This is a genomic window from Paenibacillus sp. AGC31 (assembly GCF_057334655.1).
Genome location: NZ_JBHFJH010000028.1, coordinates 430547 through 454331 on the forward strand (window position 1 = coordinate 430547; position 23785 = coordinate 454331).

22 protein-coding genes are annotated in these 23785 nt (G+C 41.5%); 14 read left to right on the plus strand and 8 right to left on the minus strand.

The features are described from left to right. Window positions 1–98 precede the first annotated feature (98 nt). Window positions 99–1277: an MFS transporter gene (locus ACE04G_RS16175; protein WP_221819390.1), complete on the plus strand. Its 1179-nt coding sequence runs from the start codon at window positions 99–101 to the stop codon at window positions 1275–1277. Window positions 1278–1363: 86 nt separating this feature from the next. Here ACE04G_RS16175 and ACE04G_RS16180 read toward each other — a convergent pair whose 3' ends face one another. After that, window positions 1364–2176, minus strand: a complete 813-nt coding sequence (locus ACE04G_RS16180; RefSeq protein ID WP_221819389.1) for an undecaprenyl-diphosphate phosphatase — start codon at window positions 2174–2176, stop codon at window positions 1364–1366. A 206-nt stretch (window positions 2177–2382) separates the two neighbouring features. Between ACE04G_RS16180 and ACE04G_RS16185 the strand changes: the two genes are divergently transcribed. The 5 genes from ACE04G_RS16185 to ACE04G_RS16205 all read left to right on the plus strand — a co-directional run bounded on the left by ACE04G_RS16185 (window position 2383) and on the right by ACE04G_RS16205 (window position 6348). After that, window positions 2383–3411 (plus strand): ABC transporter substrate-binding protein, encoded by a 1029-nt coding sequence (locus tag ACE04G_RS16185; RefSeq protein WP_260632625.1) that lies wholly within the window; start codon window positions 2383–2385, stop codon window positions 3409–3411. Window positions 3412–3600: 189 nt separating this feature from the next. Next, a complete protein-coding gene (locus tag ACE04G_RS16190) occupies window positions 3601–4026 on the plus strand; it encodes a MarR family winged helix-turn-helix transcriptional regulator (RefSeq protein WP_145317429.1) in 426 nt (141 codons plus the stop codon). 137 nt (window positions 4027–4163) lie between these two features. Next, window positions 4164–4808 carry an SDR family oxidoreductase gene (locus ACE04G_RS16195; RefSeq protein WP_221819388.1) on the plus strand — a complete coding sequence of 215 codons (645 nt, stop codon included), beginning with the start codon at window positions 4164–4166 and terminating at the stop codon, window positions 4806–4808. Between the two features lie 51 nt (window positions 4809–4859). Then, entirely contained in the window at window positions 4860–5204 is a 345-nt protein-coding gene (locus tag ACE04G_RS16200) for a rhodanese-like domain-containing protein (RefSeq protein WP_145317423.1), read from the plus strand. Between the two features lie 121 nt (window positions 5205–5325). Then, complete coding sequence (locus tag ACE04G_RS16205) at window positions 5326–6348, plus strand: NADH:flavin oxidoreductase/NADH oxidase (RefSeq protein WP_221819387.1); 1023 nt, start codon at window positions 5326–5328, stop codon at window positions 6346–6348. A 136-nt stretch (window positions 6349–6484) separates the two neighbouring features. On the opposite strand, the gene ACE04G_RS16210 is transcribed toward ACE04G_RS16205, so the two are convergent. Next, window positions 6485–7402 carry an AraC family transcriptional regulator gene (locus ACE04G_RS16210; RefSeq protein WP_449004561.1) on the minus strand — a complete coding sequence of 306 codons (918 nt, stop codon included), beginning with the start codon at window positions 7400–7402 and terminating at the stop codon, window positions 6485–6487. Window positions 7403–7691: 289 nt separating this feature from the next. On the opposite strand from ACE04G_RS16210, the gene ACE04G_RS16215 reads away from it, so the two are divergent. Further along, the gene (locus ACE04G_RS16215; RefSeq protein ID WP_221819385.1) at window positions 7692–8270 is read left to right on the plus strand and encodes a TetR/AcrR family transcriptional regulator; all 579 of its coding nucleotides are present in this window, start codon (window positions 7692–7694) and stop codon (window positions 8268–8270) included. 99 nt (window positions 8271–8369) lie between these two features. Here ACE04G_RS16215 and ACE04G_RS16220 read toward each other — a convergent pair whose 3' ends face one another. Beyond that, on the minus strand, window positions 8370–8783 hold the full coding sequence (locus ACE04G_RS16220; protein ID WP_221819384.1) for a MerR family transcriptional regulator: 414 nt from the start codon (window positions 8781–8783) through the stop codon (window positions 8370–8372). A gap of 192 nt (window positions 8784–8975) precedes the next feature. Between ACE04G_RS16220 and ACE04G_RS16225 the strand changes: the two genes are divergently transcribed. The 4 genes from ACE04G_RS16225 (at window position 8976) to ACE04G_RS16240 (ending at window position 13919) form a co-directional block, all read left to right on the plus strand. Further along, window positions 8976–10016, plus strand: coding sequence for an NAD(P)-dependent alcohol dehydrogenase (locus ACE04G_RS16225; protein WP_047842906.1), 1041 nt, complete (start codon window positions 8976–8978; stop codon window positions 10014–10016). A gap of 181 nt (window positions 10017–10197) precedes the next feature. Continuing rightward, window positions 10198–10671, plus strand: a complete 474-nt coding sequence (locus tag ACE04G_RS16230) for an HIT family protein (protein ID WP_221819383.1) — start codon at window positions 10198–10200, stop codon at window positions 10669–10671. A gap of 490 nt (window positions 10672–11161) precedes the next feature. Next, window positions 11162–12499: an S-layer homology domain-containing protein gene (locus ACE04G_RS16235; protein WP_221819382.1), complete on the plus strand. Its 1338-nt coding sequence runs from the start codon at window positions 11162–11164 to the stop codon at window positions 12497–12499. Between the two features lie 166 nt (window positions 12500–12665). Beyond that, complete coding sequence (locus tag ACE04G_RS16240) at window positions 12666–13919, plus strand: hypothetical protein (RefSeq protein ID WP_449004562.1); 1254 nt, start codon at window positions 12666–12668, stop codon at window positions 13917–13919. An 89-nt stretch (window positions 13920–14008) separates the two neighbouring features. On the opposite strand, the gene ACE04G_RS16245 is transcribed toward ACE04G_RS16240, so the two are convergent. Next, window positions 14009–15088, minus strand: coding sequence for an SEC-C metal-binding domain-containing protein (locus ACE04G_RS16245; protein WP_221819380.1), 1080 nt, complete (start codon window positions 15086–15088; stop codon window positions 14009–14011). Between the two features lie 1059 nt (window positions 15089–16147). Here ACE04G_RS16245 and ACE04G_RS16250 point away from each other — a divergent pair. Further along, window positions 16148–16519, plus strand: a complete 372-nt coding sequence (locus ACE04G_RS16250) for an iron chaperone (protein ID WP_017688547.1) — start codon at window positions 16148–16150, stop codon at window positions 16517–16519. A gap of 75 nt (window positions 16520–16594) precedes the next feature. Here ACE04G_RS16250 and ACE04G_RS16255 read toward each other — a convergent pair whose 3' ends face one another. From ACE04G_RS16255 to ACE04G_RS16265, 3 genes are all read right to left on the minus strand, one after another. Next, entirely contained in the window at window positions 16595–17575 is a 981-nt protein-coding gene (locus ACE04G_RS16255; protein WP_221819379.1) for an aldo/keto reductase, read from the minus strand. Between the two features lie 209 nt (window positions 17576–17784). Further along, window positions 17785–18666, minus strand: coding sequence for an SDR family oxidoreductase (locus ACE04G_RS16260; RefSeq protein WP_221819378.1), 882 nt, complete (start codon window positions 18664–18666; stop codon window positions 17785–17787). Between the two features lie 146 nt (window positions 18667–18812). After that, window positions 18813–19130, minus strand: coding sequence for a winged helix-turn-helix transcriptional regulator (locus ACE04G_RS16265; RefSeq protein ID WP_017688544.1), 318 nt, complete (start codon window positions 19128–19130; stop codon window positions 18813–18815). A 365-nt stretch (window positions 19131–19495) separates the two neighbouring features. Between ACE04G_RS16265 and helD the strand changes: the two genes are divergently transcribed. Then, a complete protein-coding gene (helD, locus tag ACE04G_RS16270; RefSeq protein WP_339185023.1) occupies window positions 19496–21910 on the plus strand; it encodes an RNA polymerase recycling motor HelD in 2415 nt (804 codons plus the stop codon). A 221-nt stretch (window positions 21911–22131) separates the two neighbouring features. After that, entirely contained in the window at window positions 22132–22836 is a 705-nt protein-coding gene (locus ACE04G_RS16275; protein WP_221819376.1) for an SDR family oxidoreductase, read from the plus strand. A gap of 118 nt (window positions 22837–22954) precedes the next feature. Here the strand turns inward: ACE04G_RS16275 and ACE04G_RS16280 are convergent, their stop codons facing one another. Continuing rightward, window positions 22955–23785: a carbohydrate ABC transporter permease gene (locus tag ACE04G_RS16280; protein WP_221819375.1), complete on the minus strand. Its 831-nt coding sequence runs from the start codon at window positions 23783–23785 to the stop codon at window positions 22955–22957.

Here is a 23785-nt window from a genome sequence, read left to right on the forward strand (position 1 = left end):
TCAATATTGAGGAAGATCATCAATACAAATATCAATATTATTATATGGGTGGTTCAATGCAAATCAGAATTCAAACAAACTGAGGAGAGTACACCCAGATGGTCACGTTATTGTTAATCATTATTTATCTCGCATTTATAGGGCTGGGATTACCTGATGCTTTACTTGGCAGTGCCTGGTCCGTTATGAAACACGATATACATGCGACAACAGAAATGGCTGGTTATATATCTCTAATCATTTCATTTAGTACAGTAGTGTCAAGTCTGTCTGCCAGCCGATTGTTACACCGGTTCGGAACGGGTAAAGTCACATTGTTCAGTATACTCTCAACAACGATCGCGCTGTTGGGATTCTCATTCTCTGAGAATTTTGTGTTTTTACTGATTCTGGCGATCCCTCTCGGTCTGGGTGCAGGTTCGGTGGATGCGGCACTAAGTAATTATGTAGCATTGCATTTCAAAGCCAAGCATATGAACTGGTTGCATTGTTTCTGGGGAATTGGCGCAGTGACAGGCCCACTCGTTATGGCATATTGGCTGAATCAAGCAAACAACTGGCGTGCAGGATACGTTACTGTGGGGTTGATTTTGCTTGGGATCGTGGTGGTCTTATTATCAACTTTGTCTCTATGGAGGATTTTTGAGAAGGGAAGAGTAGAGGGTTCAGGTGATGAGAAGAAACGCGTAAGCAACCGTGAGGCCATACGTATCCCCGGCGTGAAAATGTCGATGCTTGCGATGCTCTGTTACAATGGTTCCGAAACTGCTGCCGGTCTGTGGATGGCTTCTTTCTTCATTGTTAGCAAAGGAGTTTCTCCAGGTACTGCCGCAGCACTATCCTCCCTATTTTTCATTGGCATTATCTTGGGACGCGTAATCTCAGGTTTTCTTTCGACTCATGTATCCAGTAAAAATCTCATCAGGTATGGTGGAATCGTTGGATGCGTCGGACTGGTTATCCTGGTTATGCCGATTCCTTATTGGATTGCCGCAGGGGCTTTATTCATCGTGGGATTGGGCGGAGCACCGATCTATCCGAGCATTGTTCATGCGACACCGGAACGCTTCGGTGAGAAGGCATCTCCAAGTGTAATTGGACTTGAAATGGCCAGTGCCTATACAGGTTCAACACTCATCCCGTTGGGTATGGGGCTTATAGCAAGCCAATGGGGAATGTCAATGGTACCCCTAATCCTGCTGATTCTGTTCAGTGTCATGTTCGTGGCTACAGAGCTGGTTAACAGAAGCAACAAGGCTACGCGCCTGACCGTTTAGCTCCTGCTATAGGTCATTATGGCTCTGCCACTATACAACAAAGGAACAACCATCGCTGGTTGTTCCTTTTGGTGTGTGGACTTTTTTTATAAGAAAATCAGCAACAAAGTACCTGCGGCAAAACAGTAATACGAAAAGTATTTCAGGTTGCCTTTGGCCATAATGCCCATAAACCATCTCATGGAGAAATACGTGACGAAAAGCGTCGTGATGAATGCGATCAGATAAGGGATAGCCAGCTGTGATCGATTCGGATCATTGGCGATGTCGGATACCCCCATAATGAGTCCACCAATACTTATGGGAATGTACAGCATAAAGGAGAACTTCAAAGCTGTTTCCTGTTTCATGCCAACAGCGATGGACGCAATTACAGTTGCACCTGAGCGGCTAATGCCCGGAATAAGAGCGACCGCCTGAGCCAGACCTACCAACAATGCATCTTTTGTAGACAGATCACCGTCTTGCTTGCGACCACGGAGATTACGAATCAGCCATAAGGCAACCCCGGTGATCAATAGCGCGATGGAAACGGTATATACGGACGAGAAAATTTCTTCAATCCGGTCCTTGAACAGGACTGCAACGACAGCAGCAGGGATCGTACCAATAATTATGTATAAGCAAAACATGAAGTCTGCTCGATATTCTTCTTTACGAGTACGCAGGTAACCTAGTGCACCAATGATCAACTTTTTGATATCTTCCCGGTATATAAAAATAATAGCGATAAGTGATGCCGTGTTCGTTAAAATCTCAAATGACAATCCATTCTGCTTCATGCCCATAAGTCTCTGAGCGATGATCAGGTGACCGCTTGAGGAGACGGGGATTGGTTCTGTCGCACCTTGAACAATACCTAAAAACAAATACTTTAACCACAATATAATCTCTTCCATGTTTTCCTCCTTGAATACGTTTCATTGGCTTTCCAATGTGTTCCTTTATTTGTATTATTATTTACTCTATTGATGATAGCTGTTTAACGTGGTGACTTGCAAGTTAGAATTCATAGAGTGAGTGAAATAAACTTGTCTTGTAAAAACATTCAGAGCATGTTATCGTTGATAACGATTATCAATATCGATGAAGAGGTGGGTTTATTTTGCTGAAACAGAGAACACCAATATGGTTCATGATGTCACTCATCTTGCTACTAATACTGAGTGCATGTGGACAATCTGCCAAGACCAATAGTACAACCGCGGGCAGCACCAATGCAGCTGCGGATACAGAAACCAAGACGGACTCGAATGCAGCTTCTTCCGCTGAAACCAGTGCCACTACTGAAGAGGAGCTGGTTACATATCAATCGGATGCAGGCGAAGTACAGGTACCGAAGAATCCTAAGCGCATTATTGATTTGACCTCATTTTCGACAGGCTACTTTGTAGCCCTTGATGCACCGGTAGTCGGCGCTTTATCAGGAGCGATGAACAACAAATATATCAAGGATCAACTTGCAGCAGCGGGTACCAGTGATCTGGGTGAAGAGCCTACACCAGAGAAACTAATCAGTTTAAAACCTGACTTATTTATTGTGTACACTGGAACAGAAGGCATCGACAAGCTGGAGCAGATTGCACCTGTCGTACAGATTACATTTGGAAAGCGTGATTTCAAGGATCTAATGCTTGAAATGGGTAAGCTCACCCATAGAGAAGACGCCGCAATAGCCTGGAATGCTAACTGGGAAGCGAAGATCAACGAATTGAAGCCCAAGGTTCAGGAAACTGTAGGCGATCGCACCGTTTCCATACTGAATCCGTACGCCAAAGGATTATTTGTATTTGGTCATAACTATGGTCGAGGCGGTGAAATTATTTACGGGGAGTTTGGTCTCAAGGCACCAGCCAAGGCTCAAGCTGAAGCAATTGATAGCGGGACCGGATGGGCTTCAATTTCCATGGAACTATTGCCGGAGTATGCAGGTGATATCATCTTCACCAGCCCGTGGTCGGGAGATACGACTGATCCCAAGATCGTATATGATAATACATTATGGAAGAACTTGCCTGCGGTGAAGGGAAACCAGGTGTTTCAGCTTGACCCTACCTCAGACACGTACAATGATCCGGTAACCCTGGAAGGACAGCTGCAGTTTATTACGGACAGCTTGCTTTCGGCAAAATAAGATAGAACCATATACATGGTAATACTGGAGCATTTCCGAAACGTTGCTACAAGACGAGGGAATGCTCTTCTTATGAGCATAGAATTTTATATAAGAGTCGATCTTGGTTTGATTTTGACCAATGTAATTAAGCTTGATACAATAGGATAACTGCTGATAAACATTAAATATCAAGTGGGGTGATCTAGATTGCAGCAAAAAAGTGAACGTTTGAATGTTTGGTTGGCTTTCTCTAACCTTCATACCCATCTGAACGAGAAGCTGGAACAAGCTCTGCTTCAACAATATGACTTATCTTTGAAGGAATTTTATGTGTTAAATTTCATATATAATGCGGAGGGTAAGGAGTTACGCCTACAACAACTTCAAGAACTGGTGGGGTTGAGCCAAAGTGCTACTTCCAGGCTCGTCGTTAGGATGGAAGCGAAAGACTGTGGGGCGCTGGAAAGACATGCATGTGAAGATGACCGGCGTGGCATTTACACTCGTATTACGGAGCTTGGAGAGAATAAATACAAGAAAGCACTTCAAACGTTTAATCAGGTCTTGCAAACTGAATTGGAACAGGATGGATTTGAGACTCGATTAGAGAACCTCACTAAAGAATTGTTCTAAGGCCAGGGTGAATATAGGGTAATGTAGTCATTTACCCTATAAGAAGACTTGACACTCATTAATATATCCTTTAAATTAAATGCATGCGCATGAATTTAATATAGAGCGGTGATTCATGTATTAAGGAGGCATTGAACATGAAGGTGTTCGTCGTAGGATCAAATGGACAGATTGGTCAACAGCTTATTCATCTTTTGAAGAATAGTGAAGAGCACACTGTTCTTGCTATGGTACGAAAACAAGAGCAGGCAGATTCATTTGCAGCACAGGGTGTGGAAACGGTGCTTGCCGACTTGGAAGGTACGGTTGACTCACTTGTAGCTGCTGCAACGGGTTGTGATGCGATCGTATTTGCAGCTGGTTCTGGCGGTACAACGGGATATGATAAAACACTCCTGATTGATCTGGATGGTGCCGGGAAAACCATTGAAGCGGCTCAAAAAGCGGGTATTGATCGATTTATCATGGTGAGTGCGATCCAAGCCAATAATCGTGAGAACTGGCATGATAACATCCTTCCATATTATGTAGCGAAACACTATGCTGATAAATTGTTAGAGAGCAGTGGGTTAACTTATACCATTATACGTCCAGGGATTCTAATGAATGAGCCGGGAACAGGTAAAGTTTCTGCTGCTGAGAATATTACATCCGGTAACATCACTCGTGAAGATGTAGCTCATGTGATTTTGGCCAGTTTGAGTGAGAAGAATACCTACAGGTGTTCATTTGATCTAATCGCTGGTGAGGATACAATATCTGAGGCATTGAGTGGGCTCTGATCCAAAACAAAATTTTCGACGATATCAGATGAGTTAAGAGAGGGCTATACAATGATTATGTTGATGCTTTTGACCTTCATTTTAGGTATCTTCATTGTTGTACGTCAATTTTGGCCACTGCGCAATCTTGAATATATAGATTATCAAGTATTTCTCAGACAAGAGCGTGATTTTCGGCAATATAAAGTGATCGATATTCGAGATGCGACGGATTATATGGCTAATCCTACTCCGGATACGATTAATATCTCATTGGGGCGCCTTGCTTTCACCTGGGAAAAATACCTTCTTCGAGAAGATAACGTAATTATAATGTCACCTGGTATGCTTCAATCCAAAAAGGCTATACGTATTTTGCGAAAGCATGGGTTTGAATGTCTTTATGTGATGAAGTAAATGAACTAAAAGATACATGCGAGTTCTTAATCATAAGGAATTATTTAGCGAAGGCACTTTTTTGATGCTTGCGCATGCATTTTTATTATACATGATTCATGAAAAGGGGAGTTTTATTTTGATGACAGATTTGTTTAGTCCATATTCTTTTAAAAGCCTGGAGCTTAAAAACCGTGTCGTAATGGCACCAATGTGTCAATATTCAGTTGAGCAAAAAGATGGTATTGCAACAGATTGGCATTATATGCACTACGTTAGTCGTGCCGTGGGAGGAACAGGTCTCATTATCATTGAAATGACAGATGTGGAGCCGGATGGCCGGATCTCAGATTATGATCTTGGGTTATGGTCAGATGAACAGATCCCGGCTCTGAAACGAATCGTAGATGCGTGTCACAGTTATGGTGCCAAGGTCGCTATCCAGATCGCTCATGCGGGCCGCAAAGCAGAAGATGCCGAGGTTCCAGTAGCTCCATCGGCGATCGCCTTTGATGAGAATTCCAAGCAGCCAAGAGCGCTCACAACGGATGAAGTAAAAGGAATGGTTGAGAAATTCCGTAGTGCAGTAGCCCGTGCTGTGAAAGCTGGTTTTGATGCGATTGAGCTTCATGGCGCGCATGGATATTTGATTCATCAGTTCCATTCTCCACTAACAAACAAGCGAGAAGATGAATATGGTCAAGATTTAACGTTATTTGGACGGGAGATCATTCAGGCTGCAAAGGCAGAGATACCAAAAGACATGCCCCTGATGATGCGTATTTCAGCCAAAGAATATGTCGAAGGTGGCTATGGCATTAACGAAAGTTCCGAGTTTGCCAAAGCTTATAAAGAGGCAGGCGTTGACGTATTTGACATCTCATCTGGTGGCGAGGGACCTATTGGTGCATCGGGCAGACCAGGAACTCACGCAGCTTATCAAGTACCTCTCGCTAAAGCAATCAAAGAAGCTCTTGATGTACCCGTGATTGCTGTTGGAAGACTGGACAACCCGAAATTGGCGAATGCAGTTATCGGCAATGAAGAAGCTGATCTCGTTGCAGTTGGCAGAGGGCTGTTAAGAAATCCTTACTGGGCCTTGGAAGCTGCGTCTGCTTTGCGCAAGACAACGGACGTTCCAAAACAATATACGAATGGTTTTTAATGTATTAAAGACTTCATGTTAACGATTTAATGATCTTCATTAATCCTTGCATAGGGAAGGACTCCGACTGACAAAACAGAAGGAGTCCTTTTTGGGGTAAACTAGAGGTAAGGGAACGATACTAGCCAGTAACCAGTCAAGTAGTCGTCTCATCGGTTTTACCTCGCAGGCGTTTAATGTCTTCTCTGGGTGGGAATCCGAACATGCGAGAGTATTCACGACTGAATTGGGAAGGGCTCTCATAACCTACCCGAAATGCTACATCTGCTGCATCGGTGGACTTGGATAATAACAAGCGGCGAGCTTCTTGCAGCCTAAGTTGTTTTTGAAACTGAATCGGGCTCATGGCAGTCACTTCTTTAAAATGTCTGTGCAGTGAGGCAGTGCTCATATTTGCCAAATCCGCCAATTCCTCAACCCGAAAATTCTGATCAGAATGATTCATAATATATTCAATAACGTCTCTGATGCGATAGGTATGGCTGCCCTCCATGGTAGCTTGTTCCAGAGCAATCCCATGAGGACCTTTCAGCACTTTATAGAGGATTTCCTTTTTGAACAAAGGAGCGAGTAGTGGGATATCTTCCGAATGATCTTCTAACAAACGGGCTAACCTGACAACCGCATCCAGCAGAGAAGGCTCAGCTTGGCTGACAAACATCGCACGCCTCGTTGTTTTCCGCGGTCTTGCTGGAAAATCGGAATGGTTCAATACCTCCAGAATCTCACTGGATGTGAATTCAAGTTTCAGGGCCAGATAGGGAGCCTCAGACGAGGCTTGAATCACTTGTCCACTAACCGGCAAGTCAACGGTTGCCACGATATAACTTCCTGGACCATACCGGAAACGATCCTGTCCCAGCAGGACCTCTTTCTCACCCTGAACGATAATGCAGAAGGATGGTTCATTCACCCTAAATATAGGTTCAGTAACGACCGATTCACGGATTAGAAATAATGAAGGGATCGCCGTCAGGTGCACCCCATCCTTGTCAGAATGATGGTCAATGAGTGTGGCTAATTCGTTCTGTTGTTCGTGTATTTGATCAGACATGCAAAGTTCTCCTTTTTCCCTCACAACATAATAATCACATTCTATCGTATATTGACCGAAGGCGGTAAGAAACGGATAGGAATAGGCAAACATTTGATGTGAATGGATAAGACATTCTGATTGCTGGTTGCATATTCACAATTACACAGGTCATGATATACAACAAGTACAGAAGATATACACTTATGGTTCAGCTAATACATGATCAGAAGAGAATGAAAAGGGTATCTGCATCTTTTATTTACTGATCGTTCCCGATGTGTTAGATTGATTTTGGGAGGGAAGTTGAATGGCTAGAAGTAAAGAGTTTGAAGTGAACGAAGTATTGGATAAAGCAATGAAGATCTTCTGGGAACAAGGTTACGAGAAGACGTCGATGAGTGATCTGGTTGAGCATATGGGAATTCATCGCAGAAGTATATATGATACATTTGACGACAAACATTCGCTGTTTTTGCAGGCAATGGATCGTTACAGAGGAAAGGTCAGTACCACATTACTTGCAGAAATCAAGGCATCCAAGACGGCAGTGGAAGCACTGCATAAAATTTTCGATGTTATGATCAGTGAAGCAGAGGAGACACCATCGGGTTGCTTGATTGTGAACTCGGCTGTGGAGCTGGGCGCACGTGATCAGGAAGTGGACAACCGATCTCTTGAATCGTTTAATGAAGCTGAGCGTATGTTCGAGCAGATTATTCAATGGGGGCAGCGGGAGGGAGAATTCTCTTCTGATCATGATGCGAAGGAAATGGCAGAGTACCTACACAATATTTCTGTCGGCATCAGAGCCATGGCAAGAACCTCGATGGATAAGGAAAAATTAAACCGGATTATCCATGTAACGATGAAACTTTTGGAAAAATGATAAGTAGAGACATACCCAAAAAAGTAGCTTGAAATCCGTTAGAGGACTTCAAGCTACTATTTTTGTGCGCTAATTTTAGAAAATAGAAAGTATGAACCATCAATTGGTGATGGCATTTTCCATCGGTTTAATTTTGTGAATCTCTTCGGTTCCAGCCTCCAAAGCTGTTTCGTAGTAGGAGCGTTTGTGCTCAATGACTTCCATGGTTCTTCTTAGTTCCTCCATTTGTGCTTCCACAATAGCTTTTCGCTCTGTGAACATGTCATATCTTTGCTTCAGCGAGGAGTCCCCTTCTGAGCACCATTCAATAAAGTCTTTAATGTCTTTAATAGGCATGCCGGTCAGCTTCAGACATTGGATGATCTTTAGAAAGTCAATGTCGGAGTCTTTGAACAAACGTGTTCCGCTTGTGGTACGTTCTACAAAAGGCATGAGTCCTTCCTTGTCGTAGTAACGCAATGTATATACCGTAAGGTCTAATTTTCTGGCAACTTCACCGATTGAATAGGTCATTTAGAATGAATTCCTTTCTACTAGGGGTAGACTTCGAGTTAACTCTAGGATTGATCCGAGTGAATTCTAACATGTTGGATTACTGGATGTCAAAGTAAGTTCGAGATAAAAAAATAAGATAAACATTTGACCTAGAGTTAACTAGAGGGGGTAAGATTATTTTGAACTTTAAATTACTAGGAGGTTATCCCATTGATTATAGCTAAAGCCAGAGCCGTTGACGGACCAGACCAACAATTCAGAAGTGCTGAAATTAAACGACGTGATCTGGATACCAATGATGTATTAATCGAGATTAAATATGCAGGTATCTGCCATTCTGACATCCATACTGCCCACGGTGAATGGGGCCCTGTGAATTATCCACTCGTTCCTGGACACGAAATTGCCGGAATTGTGACCGATGTAGGAACCGGAGTTTCCAAATACAAGGTCGGTGACCGAGTAGGGGTCGGATGTATGGTTGACTCTTGTGGTGAATGTGATAACTGCCGCAAAGGTGAAGAGCAATACTGTCTTAAAGGAAATATTCCCACGTACGCTGGGGTAGACAAATACGGTGAGCCTACGCAAGGTGGATATTCAACTCACATTGTTGTCGTAGAGGATTTCATCGTTCGCATCCCTGATAACATTGCACTTGATGCTGCTGCACCTTTGCTCTGTGCCGGTATTACGACATATTCGCCACTGCATCACTGGGGAGCTGGCCCAGGTAAGAAAGTTGCCGTTGTAGGTATGGGTGGTCTTGGTCATATGGCTGTCAAAATTGCACATGCGATGGGTGCCGAAGTAACGGTTCTCTCCCAATCCTTGAGCAAAAAAGAAGATGGACTGCAATTTGGTGCAGATCACTACTTTGCCACAAGCGAACCGGAAACATTCGAGAAACTTGCAGGCACCTTTGATCTGATGATTAACACGGTAAGTGCGAATATTGACATTAACGCTTATTTCTCACTGCTCACACTGGATGGTACACTCGTGAACGTGGGTGCTCCTGCTGAGCCACTAGCCGTAAACGTATTCTCTCTTATCGGTCATCGCCGTTCATTCGCAGGTTCCATGATTGGTGGTATCCGTGAGACGCAGGAAATGCTTGATTTCTGTGCAGAACATGATATTGCACCTAACATTGAGGTCATCTCCGCCGATCAGATTGACGAAGCATACAAACGTGTACTGGCTTCCGACGTGAAATATCGCTTTGTTATTGATATCAGCACCATGTAATTGTGAACTGTGCAATAGTGGTAGTTAAAGATAGAAGAAAGCAGCTGCCGATAAGGTCAGCTGCTGTTCTGTTTTGTTAATTGCTGATTCGTTCTATAATCCACCTTCTTATCGCAACGAACGAAGATACCTGCGTCTAATAACTAGTTGAAGAAAACATGAAAGGAGTGGAATGAGAAAGATGAAGGCATCATTTTCACATCAGCCTGAGGGGTACGAATGTCCATTTTGTCATATTTGGGGTATCGAGCGACCTGATCAGGGAACAAAACAAAGGGATATCATCTATCAGAATGAAAAGGTAACGGCATTTATAGCGGGCAAATGGTGGCCAAACAATAAAGGACATGTTCTTATTGTTCCGAATCAACATTTCGAGAACATCTTTGAACTCCCTGCGGAATACGCTGTTGAAATTCACCGCGCGGCTCAGCTTACAGCATTTGCAATGAAAAGTACATATGGATGTGATGGGATTTCGACACGGCAACATAATGAGCCTGCTAGTAATCAAGACGTCTGGCACTATCATCTCCATGTTTACCCTAGATACGTGAATGATCAACTTTATCTGTCAAATGGTTCTCAGTCTGATCCAGATGAACGCGCTCTCTATGCGGATAAGTTGCGACCTTGGATAAAAGAAAACATTTAAAGTCTAGAAGGAGCGAATGAAAACCTAGTAGGAGATGAACTTGAGATAACTTGGACCCTACTTGAGAAAAAATAAGGTGCTTTCATTAAGCTAACGGAAAACGATAGTTCAAAAAGCAATGAGCAGTTTAGCAAGCTGCATCGGCTACTTACAGTAGATATGAACACAGTGAAATAATCATTTATTTTTCAGTAAACCTAAATATCGATATGTGGGAATTTCAAATTATAAGCAATTTAATGTTTAGTTCACTTGAGAAGCTTCTAATAATACAGTTTTGAAAAATCAAAAAGTTTTATCACATGATATACATCTAAATAATGGATATTCCAGTGCATATATAGCGTTGGCTAAGTACTATTGTTGAATTTTCTATATCCTCTTTTAGTTGTACTGTTTTTCCGGAATTCGTTGGACACTGAATCACGTACAAGTTATTATTGAATTGGACTACCCACCCACATCATTATTTGAAAACGAGGTTTAAAAGATGAAGAAAGTTCTTCTAACATCAAGTGCAGTTATCCTGTTGTTAACAATGGCAGACTTACATGCTACAACATATGCTTTAGAAACTAGCGTATCATCTGGAGAAAGCACTCAAAGTACGCCAAATCTATCCGCAGAAACAGGAGAGAATGACAAAAATGTATTGGATCATTTTATCGATATCTCAGGACACTGGGCAGAATCTAGTATTTTGAATGCTATTAAGCAGGGTATTGTAAGTGGCTACCCTGACGGAATGTTTTATCCCGATAATCAGGTTACGCGCGCAGAATTTTTGAAGCTCATTGCGGGTTCATTCGGAACAGAGATTGATTCTATCCCAAGTCATGGCCTATGGTACGAGGTATATGTTAAATCAGCTAAATTAAAGGGACTTTACAGCGAGTCTGATTTTCCAGTCGATGATTGGACTAAGCCCATGTCTCGTTTGGAAATGATTCACGTTGCTGTGAGAGCAATTGATCAAAAAGCAAGTACGGACAAAGAATTTATGTACATAGCTGTAAAAAACGGACTTATTTCGGGAACAGGAATTGGAAAACTTGATCCAGAAGGGACAACGACTCGTGCTCAAGCACTGATCATTCTTGAACGTATTCAAAAAATACGCAATGGAGAAACTTTGAAAGTGGATGAAGTCGCCTTAGCTAAAGCTGAACAAGCGATGAATGCAACAACGGACTATTGGGGTCATGTTATTCGTACGACTAACTTGCCTAAGAATGCAAAGGACTATCCCTATATCTTAGAAGAGTATCCGAATGAAATGTATGAAATGAAACCTTACCAGGCAATAGATACAACCTCTATCGAGCTCTCGAAAACGGATCTGGCCTATAATTCAAAACCGATACTTGATATGTGGAAAAATAATGTGGAGGGGTACTACGAAAAAATTCTAAATGTAGATTATAGAACTATTGATGATACTTGGGCAACGAGAGCTTTCTCGTATGCTAATCGTGGGAATTTAGGGATGCTTCCAGCAATGAAACGATACGTTACGTATGTGAAACAGAATAAAGTTATTATTACAGGGAATGTAGTGGCAGAACCTTCCATGGCAATGCAATCTAAAAGATACGGAGAGTACTACATACGAATTAAATTTGAATTTACGCTTAAAAGTTTCAATAAAGATAGTAATGTTATATTTGATCCCTTTATGGGTGATCATCCAATCCACTTTATAAAGGGAACACGATACGAGGGTTATGCTGATATACCACTTGCGACTACCACGGGTGATTACGACTTAAAAGTAGGCGGAATTACTTCATTATTTAATTTCGGATCAATTATACGTCCTTCTAAGTAGATGCATATTATTATTAACCTCTCATGCACTCACAATGACGGTAGTTCATCAGAAGTAAGCTACATTAGGATATTCTTTGTAACAAAAAATCTGTTACCTCTCCTTTAAATGATAACAATGTTCGTTCAGTTCATAGAAATAGAATTCATAAGATAAGAGAAGGGCTGTGCCAGTATTGAAAGGTAAGATATCTAAAAGATTCATAGCAATGTTCGTAGTTTTAACTTTGTATTTAGCCAGCACAAATCAGATGTATGCAGAATTTACCGAATTAAGCTTAGAGGAGCACGGAGGGCTACAGCAGGAATGGGTACATACTCTTCCTAAAGAATTTAATTATCTGAGCTTTGATCTAGGTTACAATCCTCAAGACAATATTAACCATGCTGCTCAGCTTGTCATGCTAAACCCGGGCACTTTGTCTGGTAATAACTTCGGCCTATACACGATAAATAATAAGACAGGGAAATTTGCCTGGGCGTACGACATTAAAAATAAAGTGAAAATTTTTTACCCTTTGAATCACGCTTGGTTCTATAACGAGAGCGGAAGTATATTCTATCAGTATTCTACGAATCACGGGAAAACGTTTAACATTCTTAGTTTGGATGCGAAAGGAAAGCGTTTATTCGAGAAGAAGGATTTAAGTTTCTCAAATATCTATCCGTATAAAAACGGAATTGTTCTACAACAAACAGATTATCTTAAAAATCAGTCCCGTTTTATCACATTAAATTCCAAAGGAATAACGACAAGCCAAACTGTGTTAGGTTATAAAACTGAAGTACTGACTTCTGGTTATGTACTCCATTTTGTAGGTGAAAATAAAATCGAGGTTTTTAAAGATGTAACCTCTTTGAAAAAGCCGTTATTTACGATTAACTCCAAAAATTTTGGTGGATTCTACGTTGCGGGTTATCATCAATTAAGTGGCGGTACACTAATTGTAGAATATGCAAGATCCAATTCATATGGTGGACAGAAATTAATGGCTTATGGAGTTAATGGTAAACTCAAATGGGACACTGTGCTTAATAGAAACATGAATATTTCTATGCATTCGACCGGAAGTAAACTATTAATCGATAACAAATCTGAACACAGTATCACTTTATATGATCATAACTTCAAAAAGCTGTTTTCTCGTGCATATGAAGGAGAGCTTAATTTTAATGGTTTGATGAGCTCCTATCGAAACGATAGCTATATTGAGTATACTAGCTTTGGAACCATTGATGGCAAATGGGGAGAGAGGTATACCTTAATGAACGATAATGGAGACATTATGCTTAGTAAATACTTTGTTTTAGACAATGTGCATAAGAGTAACTTTGCATATGACTCGTCCGAAAATGTGGTCTATCGCACCATGGTTAGCGACCACCGATATAATCTGATTAAATACAAGGTAACTAAATAATAGTTGGAGTGCCGTTGATAACAACAATCAACGGCTTTTTATATTCTATGAAGGTTCAATATATTTGGAAGCAGGTTTGCAATCCAATCTTAAATTTCTTGAACTGTTTTAAGCTTCGTAAAAAAACTATATTGATGTTTGGTTTGAAGATTTCTTAATAAACTATAGTTTAAACCCAATTCATTAATTGTTAAAAATTCTTCTTTTGCCTCTGGACTAAAATTATCAAAAAGCTTTGAACTTATAAAGTAGTTCTCGCAATACATGGGTATAATGTTATTAACAAAAAGTGCAATTTGTTCTTCGTTTAACAGTGCCAACTGAGCCTTAAGTGCTCGAAAATAATTAGCCTCTGATTTAAGCCAGCTAATAAGAATAAACGTTTTTTCCTTTTCGTAACAGACGGTCAACATTATCTTTTTAGGTTGTTCTTTGTAATTAAGGGGCTCTCCGAAAATATCAAAAGGTAAAGTGAAACAGGAAGATATAGCAACATCTGCTTTTTTGTGAAGAGTAAACTTGACGGTTTCTAATTTTTCGAAATCAGATGTAAGTAGAATTTGATCAAATTGATCCTTATACTTCTGAAAGGACTCTCTTATGTACTTTTTCTCCATGACTTGCTTTTGAAATAGAGGAGCTTTTACTAGTAAAGGTTTTTCTCTAACCGCAACAACATTTAAGTAGTACATTTCCTGAGAAGTAAAAAGTGTTTGAGATAATGCTCTATATGCAAATAAAAAAAACTGTTCTGGGGTTGAAAAAATAGTATCCTCTATTTCAATTTTTTGAAAAATTTTAGTGTCATGGTCTGAACAGAAACCGAAAAAAGTTGATGCATCCTGACTTATTCCCTTTTTTTCTGCGTTAATATATGCAACTTTACTTCTTATATTAATATCAACCTGTAGTACATGTCCATTAGTAGCTAATTTGTTTAAGAATCTTTTTTCTTGTATTGAGTGTGATGAAATTGATCTATCTTCACAACCCGGATATAGACAAGTATAATTATGACTTTTTTTCGCTTCCGTTAATTTCTTTTCCATCTTCCGAATTTCATAATTTTGAAATGTAATTTCTTTCTCATCGTTCTTTTGTACATTTCCGCAGCAATACTTAAATTTTTTACCTGATTCACAGAAACATTTATCGTTTGGTTTAAACATGTAAAGTCCTCCTGACTTATGTGTTCGAATATAGATATACTTAATATTTAAATTTCAAACTTGAACTAATTAAGAATCCCGAAGACCCGAACTATAACAATTATATATAAATATTTAGAGTATATCATTTTTTCTTTTTTTATAATATTTAGGTGATAATTTCAAGTTAATCTTAAAGAAATATTATAAACAATCATAGATGAAAAGAGATCTGAGCTGAGTTTAACGGTAGATTATTCGGTAAGAGGTTGCATTCATAAAATGACACTATTGTGGAGCGAAGTGGAAGTGGATATAACCTTTTAATACTTGTTGAACATATGAACGTTAATATTACTGAATTGCGCAGTTGATAAACTCGACGGCGGTTCAAGTCATTTTAGAGATTAGATAAAGCCAGCTGATTCTTGAAGGCATGTTTAATTCTACTCAAGTATAGGCGCGGGCAGTATAAGAGTTATCTCAGTATTGAGAAAGTCTTTAAACTAGGAGAATAAGGTTCATGTGAGTTCGACTCGAGAAATCAAAACGTTCCTATCTGGCATCACGAAAGAGGAATAAGGTAAGATAGCTAAAGATCAAAAAAATATTTTTCTAATTGATGAGCTTGGTCACTGTCGACCAACCTATGCTAATAAAACACTTGAGACAATCAAGCATTTATTTAGCATATAGAACCTCTTGTCCAACTGGTATCTGTCAAACTTACTGACGTGGTTGATATAGCAGAAAACACAGATGTTGCTTATGCTGTAAAGAAAAATGGAACTGTGTGAGCTTGGGACGGTGATAACAGTTCTTATCAACTGGGTTCAAGGGATATAGATCCTTATATTAGTATATCCCTCGTAAGATTAGTATCCTGAAAGGAATTACTAAAGTCTTTGCGGGTAATAGCTCCGCTATGACTATAGACATCGACCTATTAAAGAGAACTTTGTTGTTACAAATTTTTTTGCATTAAAACAACCGATAAGGGGTATTGAATTTGATATTCATGATAGAATGAGTATGAATGGGTCAAATTAAATAGTATATTTCATGATTTGGGGGAAACCAATGGAGACCTTTGCAGAATTTATAGCACGCATCGATAACCCGGAACACCAGGCACGAACGGAAGAAGTTTTGAACTGGGTCACTGAAAAATTCCCGAATTTAAAACAAAAAATAGCCTGGAACCAACCGATGTTTACCGACCATGAGACCTTCATCATTGGATTTAGTGTATCCAAGCAACATTTGGCTGTTGCTCCCGAGAAGGCAGGAATTAATCGTTTTTCGGAAGAGATCACTCAGGCGGGGTATGATCACACCAAAGAGTTGGTGCGAATGAAGTGGAAACAGGAGATTGATTTTTCGTTACTTGAGAGAATGATTGAGTTCAATATAAAGGACAAGGCAGAATGTTCAACATTCTGGCGCAAATAAATCGCGATATAAAAAGAAGACCCCCAACTTCCAGATACGGAAAGAGGAGGTCTTCTATATTTTAAGCAAAAGGGATTATTGAGCACCTACTACAGGGTGAGGTACATAGGGCTCTTCAAGGAATGAGACGTCTTCTGAGGTCAACTTAACAGAAAGAGCACCTACCGCATCTTCCAGATGCGATATTTTGGTGGCACCGATAATTGGAGCCGCTACAGTGTCTTTTTGCAGCAACCACGAAAGTGCAATGTGTGTGCGAGGGACACCGTATTTTTCTGCAATGGATGCAACTCGTTCAACAACAAGCCGATCCGCATCACTTGTCGCATTGTACTTGGATTTCTGAATTTTGTCTGTCTCGGATCGGAGTGTCGATACGGACCAGTCACGAGTTAATCTGCCTGAAGCAAGAGGACTGTAGGGAGTTACACCAATCTTCTCTTCCTTGCATAAAGGCAACATTTCTCGTTCCTCTTCACGGTAGATGAGGTTCAAGTGGTTTTGCATGGAGACAAACTTGGTCCAACCATGTTTCTCTGCTACATGTAATGCTTTTTGGAACTGCCAAGCGAACATGGCTGAGGCCCCAATATATCTCACTTTACCGGACTTCACCACATCATGTAAGGCTTCCATGGTTTCTTCAATAGGCGTATTGTAGTCCCAACGATGAATGATATAAAGATCTACATAATCCGTTTCCAATCGTTTCAGGCTTTTATCGATCTCACTCAGGATGGCTTTTCTGGAAAGGCCAGAACCGTTGGGTCCTTGATGCATTTGTCCGTGTACTTTGGTAGCAATGACAACTTCATCCCGATTTGCGTAATCCTTTAACGCCCGACCAAGATATTCCTCACTTGTACCCAAAGAGTATATATTCGCTGTATCGAAGAAATTAATGCCTAGATCCAACGCTTTTTTGATCACCGGGCGAGAATTTTCTTCATTCAGTACCCATTCATGAACCCATTTACTGGCGTCCCCAAATCCCATACATCCGAGGCAAAATCGAGATACGTCCAAGCCTGTGTTACCAAGTTTCGTATATTCCATGTTATGTTCAAATCCTTTCTAATGTTTATTATTGCCACCTGTAAGGTGACCTATTTACACATTATTATGTCATAACAAATGGAACAACCTGTACCACATTACTATCAAAGTTTTGCCTAATCCTATCAGAATATCTGAATTCGTTTCTCTCGTTGGAGATTCAAAGGGCTTGTTCATGAATAGCAGCGAGAGGGGATTTCCAAGGAAAACTATTGTTTAATGATTGTTTGATGAATCCAATCACTAATTTTGGTTAATTTAAGATTTGCTTTGATGTTATCCTCCAACTCTTCATATCGTGGAAGAAGATCTGTATGCCCATCAATCCATTGGTACAATCCTTTAAGACCTGCTGCTGTCTCACTTCCCAACAAAGGCTGAATCGCTGCTTCAAAATGATCAAAAGGTAGAGACATGAAGCTGATCTTTTCACCTAATACAGCACTGAATTGTTCCGCTAATTGTGCACCTGTCAGGGCTTCTAATCCGGGTGCTGGGATAATACTTCCTGCCAATTCCGAATGAGTCAAGGCATAAAAGTGGAATTGAGCTGCATCGTTTAAGCTAATCCAGGAGATCGGCTTGTCTGCTGGTACCGGGTAGGCCAAAACACCATTGTTCAGTATTCCGGGAATCAGGAAGTTTTCCAAATATACAATGGGTTCCACAATGATATATGGAAGACCACTTTGCTGCAATTCATGGATAACTTCACGTTTCAATTCAATTCCTTTGGAATGGGTGATAGGGTCAGGAACATAGGTGCCCGTGTTAACTACAATCAATTTAACGTTTGCCTGTATAGCAGCATCAATTGCATTTTTGGTATATTGTCTGATCTTATCCGGATTGAACTCCACCGGGAGGTTCAGGAATACTTTACTTATACCTTGATGCGCCGCATGGAGCTGTTCCACATCTGATAGATCCCCGATGAAAGCTTCAATGTTTTGTTCCTTTAGTGTTTTGGCTGTTGCCTCATTTCGAGTAATCGTGCGAACCTCACAACCGTGTTGAACGAGTATTTGAGCGACAGCGCCGCCTTGAGAGCCCGATGCTCCATATACTAAAAATCGATCATTCTGTGTCATAGTGGTCAATAACTTCCTTTCAATATGTCATTGGAATGGATGAGTTAACACTCAGCATTGACCTCAGCATAACGGATTTAGAATAGGAGCGTAAGTACGCACATTAATGATATAAAGTATCCCTTGGGATACTATGAGAAGGCGTTTTACATATGTTTCGATCCCCAATCACCTAGCTGGAACAAGATCGAAGTCAGGCTTTGTCCTTTTTCTGTAAGAGAATATTCGACTTTAGGCGGAACTACAGGGTGGGTAACACGGTTTATCAAACCAGCTTCTTCAAGTTCTCGTAATTGCCTGGTTAACGTGCGATGCGTAATGGGGTCAAGCATTTTCTGCAATTCATTGAATCGAATTGTTGAATGGCGGATGAGCCGATTTATAATTAATAGCTTCCATTTCCCACCAATCATATTGACTGCAAACTCAACAGGACAACGGTCCTCCACAGGTTCTATATTCATGTTTATGTATCCCTCCCAAATGCATCAACTTATGCTTCATGTTTCGTTCATTTTATCGAATTTATAAAGGGGTGTATAGCTTACCGCATTCAGGGTATGAACCATGCCCAGGACACAAAAAAGATGCCCCCAGTGTAGCTCAAGAGACATCTAGTTAATATGAATTATTTTTCAATTCAGACAGAACAGAAAAAAAGCATTGAACGTGAAAAAAAGCCATGATATAATCTATAGCGCAATTGACATTTCTATTGAATATAAAGGGTGAATCATTATTTCTCCTAATTTAATTTTACATCCGACATTCCGATTTGTCAATGCTCTTTTTTTGGTCCTAATAAATGGAAAATGGAGTGAACTCATTCATGGATAAAACAAACGAATGGAAGTTGGAAGAGGAAAGATTAGTACAGGTGAGGAACAAACTTCAGGCACGACTCGACGAGTTAGAACCGAAGGTTGCCGGACTGCATGAACAGGCTGCCGAAATTCGTAAACGGTTCTGGGAAGAAGTGACAATTAATACGGGTTCGTACACGGATTTTGAAGATGCATTTTATACCATTAATCAGCAGTCCAGAGTGTTGGCCGAGAGGGAGCGTGGACACAAGCTGTTAACACAACAATGGAAAAATACAAAGAGACTGCTTCCAACGCCGTATTTTGGCCGTTTCGACTATAAGGAAAAAGGCATGACATGGACTGAACAGATCTACATCGGTGTATCATCCTTCATGGATGAAGATGGATTGAACTTTCTAATCTATGACTGGCGTACGCCAATTGCGAGTCTGTACTATGATCACTCTCCCGGGCCAGCAAGTTATGACACACCTTCAGGACGAATCGACGGAAAGATGGAGCTCAAGCGTCAGTTCCAGATTCAACATGGGCAGCTTCATAGCATGTTTGATTCAACTGAGACGATTGGTGACGAATTGTTGCAGCAAGTGCTCGCCAAGGGTGCAGACTCACAAATGAAGAGCATTGTAGCAACAATCCAGAAGGAACAAAACGCCATTATCCGTGATGACCGAAGCCGAATGCTTATCGTTCAAGGGGCAGCTGGGAGTGGCAAGACGTCCGCTGCGTTACAGCGAGTGGCCTACTTACTATATAAACACCGCCAGACCGTCAAAGCAGATCAAATTGTACTTTTCTCGCCGAATCCGATGTTTACCAGTTATATTTCCACCGTGCTTCCGGAACTTGGCGAAGAGAACATGCAGCAGACAACTTTCCAGGAATATCTGAATTATTGGCTGGATTCCTCCTTACGACCAGAGGATGCCTTTGATCAGATTGAATATGTGCTGACAGCCCAAGAAGATCCGGGTTATGAAGCTCGTCTGGAGGCGATTAAGTACAAAGCTTCCGAGACATTCCTGCAAGTGCTCCAAAACTACGGTAAGTGGCTGGGGCGGGAGGGCATGCGGTTTAACGGTATTCAATTTCGGGGACGTGAATTCATCACTGCGGACCAAATTAAGACTCAATTTTACAGTTTGGATCAAAATCTTACCTTGTCTAACCGTATTCTTCTTTTGCAGGAATGGTTGCTGAGAGAACTCGTTTCGTTGGAACGTCTGGAACGGGAAGCAGACTGGGTTCAGGAGGAATTGAATTATCTGGACACGGATGAGTATGTGGAAGCTTTCCGCATGTTGCACAAAGAAAAGCCTGTGTTCGATGTGGCGGAAAAATACGCAGCTCGAGATAACGGTAATAACAGCGCAGAGCAAGATGAGGGTGCCTTTAACTTTGGAGTGCGGGAAGAGGAGTTGCTTCGTCAGAAACTGGTGAAAGACATGTTTAAACCGTTAAGAAAGAGTGTGCGGAAATTCCAGTTCGTGGATGTGAAAGGGATATACGAACAACTATTTGTAGATGAAGCCGCTTATCGGGAACAAACGAATGGGGCAATCCCCCCACAGCACTGGCCTGAGATTTGTAAACAGACCAAGGCCATGATCCTTCAGAACAAGCTTTTCCATGAAGATGCTACTCCGTATTTATATGTAAAAGAGATGATCGAAGGCGTCCGGACGAACACAGAGATTCGTTATGTCTTTGTCGATGAAGGCCAGGATTATTCAGCGTTTCAATACGAATATCTCAAGAAACTGTTTCCTCGTGCCCGCATGACGGTGCTGGGGGATTTCGGGCAGGCGATTTTTATGCAGGCTACGGATTTGGCAGCATCCAACTCGCCACTGGTTCACCTTTACGGAGAAGGCGAAACTACATTGATCCGGCTGGTACGCAGTTATCGTTCAACCAGAGAGATTGTTGAATTCACGAAATGCATGCTACCAGGGGGGGAAGAGATCAGACCGTTTGAAAGGGGAGATGAGAAGCCTCTTTTAACAAGAGTGAAGGACGAAAAGATGCGTGGTGCGCAGATTCTCGCAGACATCGCCTCGCTTAAGGCTGAGGGGTTTGATTCCATCGCTGTGATTACGAAGACCGCGGCTGAAAGCCGTGACGCCTATGAAAGGTTGCAAAGTCAAGGCGGCGAAGGGTTACAGCTCATAACAAAAGACACACAGATTTTCGAAAAAGGAATCATGGTTATTCCTGTGTATCTCGCGAAAGGCGTTGAGTTCGATGCTGTCCTGGTCTATGATGCTTCACCCGTCGCTTACAGCCAGGAATATGATCGCAAGCTTCTGTATACGGCATGCACACGGGCCATGCACAGACTTCATCTATACACAACGAGTGAGTGGTCACCGTTTGTGCAGGCATTACCTGCGAATCTGTATGACATAAAATCATAATCCATATGTAAATCCGTTCTCAATGAAGGACTAAAGAAAGATGCTCGGAGCCTTTTTTTAAAGGTTATCGGGCATCTTCTTTGTATAAAGACATGGATCATAAAAGTTATTCTTTACTGATCGTTCCCGATGTGATAGATTGTTAGTGGGAGTTATGAGAATGATCATTCTCATAACAGCTCAAAAATGAATACATTCTCAATGAGAGGGAGTAATAATAAATGAATATTTCCAAACAAGTTGCTATTGTAAGTGGGGCTAATCGAGGCTTGGGCAAGGAACTTGCTCTTGAACTGCTGGCGAGAGGAGCCAAAGTGTATGCTGGCGCGCGAAACCCTGAATCCATTGATCTGCCGGGGGCTATTCCACTGCAACTCGATATTACGGATCCTCAATCTGTCATGGCTGCAGCTGAGGTAGCTAGTGATGTAACCCTTCTAATTAATAATGCCGGTTCCGCTACGGGTGCTTCTCTGCTCACAGGTGAGCTGAACGATATTCACTTGGAATTCAATACACATGTATTCGGTACGCTTTCAATGATTCGTGCGTTTGCACCGGTAATAGAGAAGAATGGGGGAGGTTCGATACTGAATATCCTGTCTGCTCTATCTTGGCTCAGCCTTGGTAACTCAGGTGCATATTCAGCTGCAAAATCCGCTCAGTGGGGAATTACGAATGCATTACGTCTCGAATTAGCCCCTAAGAATGTTAGCGTTGCCGGATTACACGTCGCGTTCATGGATACGGATATGACAGCAGGTATTGACGCACCAAAAACGAGCCCAACGGATATTGCCAAAATTGCAATAGATTCCATCGAAGCGGATCTCTACGAAATTATTGCTGATGATACCAGTCGGAATGTACAACAGGGTCTTGCTGGTGGTGTTGCTGCCCTTTACCCGCAATTGTTTCAAAAATAAAGAGGCGTAGATGCATTTTCTCGCTAAAAATAAAACAACCCCCGCCAGATCTGGTGGGGGTTAAGTCTGTCATGAATTCTCTAATTCCATTCCTTCAAGAACGGTGAGAATATGAGGTTTAACCTTTAACTGCACCGGCAGTAAGGCCGCTGACAATATATTTTTGCCCGAATAGATACAGGATGAATACAGGCAGGGAAGTAAGCACGAGATTAGCGAAGATCAGGTTCCAGTCCCGGCTATATTTGCCGTAGAAATTGTAGATCGACAGTGGCATCGTCCATGTGGAACTGTCTGTCAGGAAGTACACAGGAATCGTGATGTCATTCCAGACGGACATGAACACCATGATGGCTACCGTTGCGTTAACGGGCAGAATGAGCGGTGTGACGATGCGGAAGAACACCCCGAACACACTTGCCCCTTCCAGAAATGCCACTTCGTCCAGTGCTCGTGGAATGGTTTTGATGAATCCACTATACAAGAATACACTGAACGCTGTATTTAACGCAGCGTAGATCAGGATAACACTTGTGATGCTGCCGTAGAATCCCAATCCCTGTACAACCCGTATGGTTGTAATAATCGACATTGGCGCAATCAGTCCCATGAAGAAATACATGTAGATCGTGCCGGATAGTTTGGTTTCCCGACGTGCCAGAATGAATGCCGCTGCCGAAGAAGCGACGATATTAATGATGGAAGATACGCCAGTAATCAAAATGCTGTTGAGGAACGCTCGCGACAGTCCGCCTTCTTGGAAGACACGAACATAGTTCGAGAACTGCCATGTTTCCGGAAAACTCAGGGAGAAGCTAAGCACCTCGGCGCTGGTTTTGAATGAACCAAAGATCAGAATGACAAGTGGCAACAGAACGATAAGAGAGGCCAGAATCAGGAAACCTTCCACGATATAGTTGCGGATGGCGAGTTTGCGTGTATAGCCCAT

Coding starts and splice junctions, on each gene's coding strand:
- ACE04G_RS16255 (WP_221819379.1), bottom strand. CDS start 17,575: ATGGAATATACGAAACTTGGTAACACAGGCTTGGACGTATCTCGATTT.
- ACE04G_RS16175 (WP_221819390.1), top strand. CDS start 99: ATGGTCACGTTATTGTTAATCATTATTTATCTCGCATTTATAGGGCTG.
- ACE04G_RS16280 (WP_221819375.1), bottom strand. CDS start 23,785: ATGGGCTATACACGCAAACTCGCCATCCGCAACTATATCGTGGAAGGT.
- ACE04G_RS16275 (WP_221819376.1), top strand. CDS start 22,132: ATGAATATTTCCAAACAAGTTGCTATTGTAAGTGGGGCTAATCGAGGC.
- ACE04G_RS16235 (WP_221819382.1), top strand. CDS start 11,162: ATGAAGAAAGTTCTTCTAACATCAAGTGCAGTTATCCTGTTGTTAACA.
- helD (WP_339185023.1), top strand. CDS start 19,496: ATGGATAAAACAAACGAATGGAAGTTGGAAGAGGAAAGATTAGTACAG.
- ACE04G_RS16265 (WP_017688544.1), bottom strand. CDS start 19,130: ATGAATATAGAACCTGTGGAGGACCGTTGTCCTGTTGAGTTTGCAGTC.
- ACE04G_RS16245 (WP_221819380.1), bottom strand. CDS start 15,088: ATGTTTAAACCAAACGATAAATGTTTCTGTGAATCAGGTAAAAAATTT.
- ACE04G_RS16260 (WP_221819378.1), bottom strand. CDS start 18,666: ATGACACAGAATGATCGATTTTTAGTATATGGAGCATCGGGCTCTCAA.
- ACE04G_RS16220 (WP_221819384.1), bottom strand. CDS start 8,783: ATGACCTATTCAATCGGTGAAGTTGCCAGAAAATTAGACCTTACGGTA.
- ACE04G_RS16180 (WP_221819389.1), bottom strand. CDS start 2,176: ATGGAAGAGATTATATTGTGGTTAAAGTATTTGTTTTTAGGTATTGTT.
- ACE04G_RS16205 (WP_221819387.1), top strand. CDS start 5,326: ATGACAGATTTGTTTAGTCCATATTCTTTTAAAAGCCTGGAGCTTAAA.
- ACE04G_RS16230 (WP_221819383.1), top strand. CDS start 10,198: ATGAAGGCATCATTTTCACATCAGCCTGAGGGGTACGAATGTCCATTT.
- ACE04G_RS16195 (WP_221819388.1), top strand. CDS start 4,164: ATGAAGGTGTTCGTCGTAGGATCAAATGGACAGATTGGTCAACAGCTT.
- ACE04G_RS16215 (WP_221819385.1), top strand. CDS start 7,692: ATGGCTAGAAGTAAAGAGTTTGAAGTGAACGAAGTATTGGATAAAGCA.
- ACE04G_RS16250 (WP_017688547.1), top strand. CDS start 16,148: ATGGAGACCTTTGCAGAATTTATAGCACGCATCGATAACCCGGAACAC.
- ACE04G_RS16210 (WP_449004561.1), bottom strand. CDS start 7,402: ATGTCTGATCAAATACACGAACAACAGAACGAATTAGCCACACTCATT.
- ACE04G_RS16200 (WP_145317423.1), top strand. CDS start 4,860: ATGATTATGTTGATGCTTTTGACCTTCATTTTAGGTATCTTCATTGTT.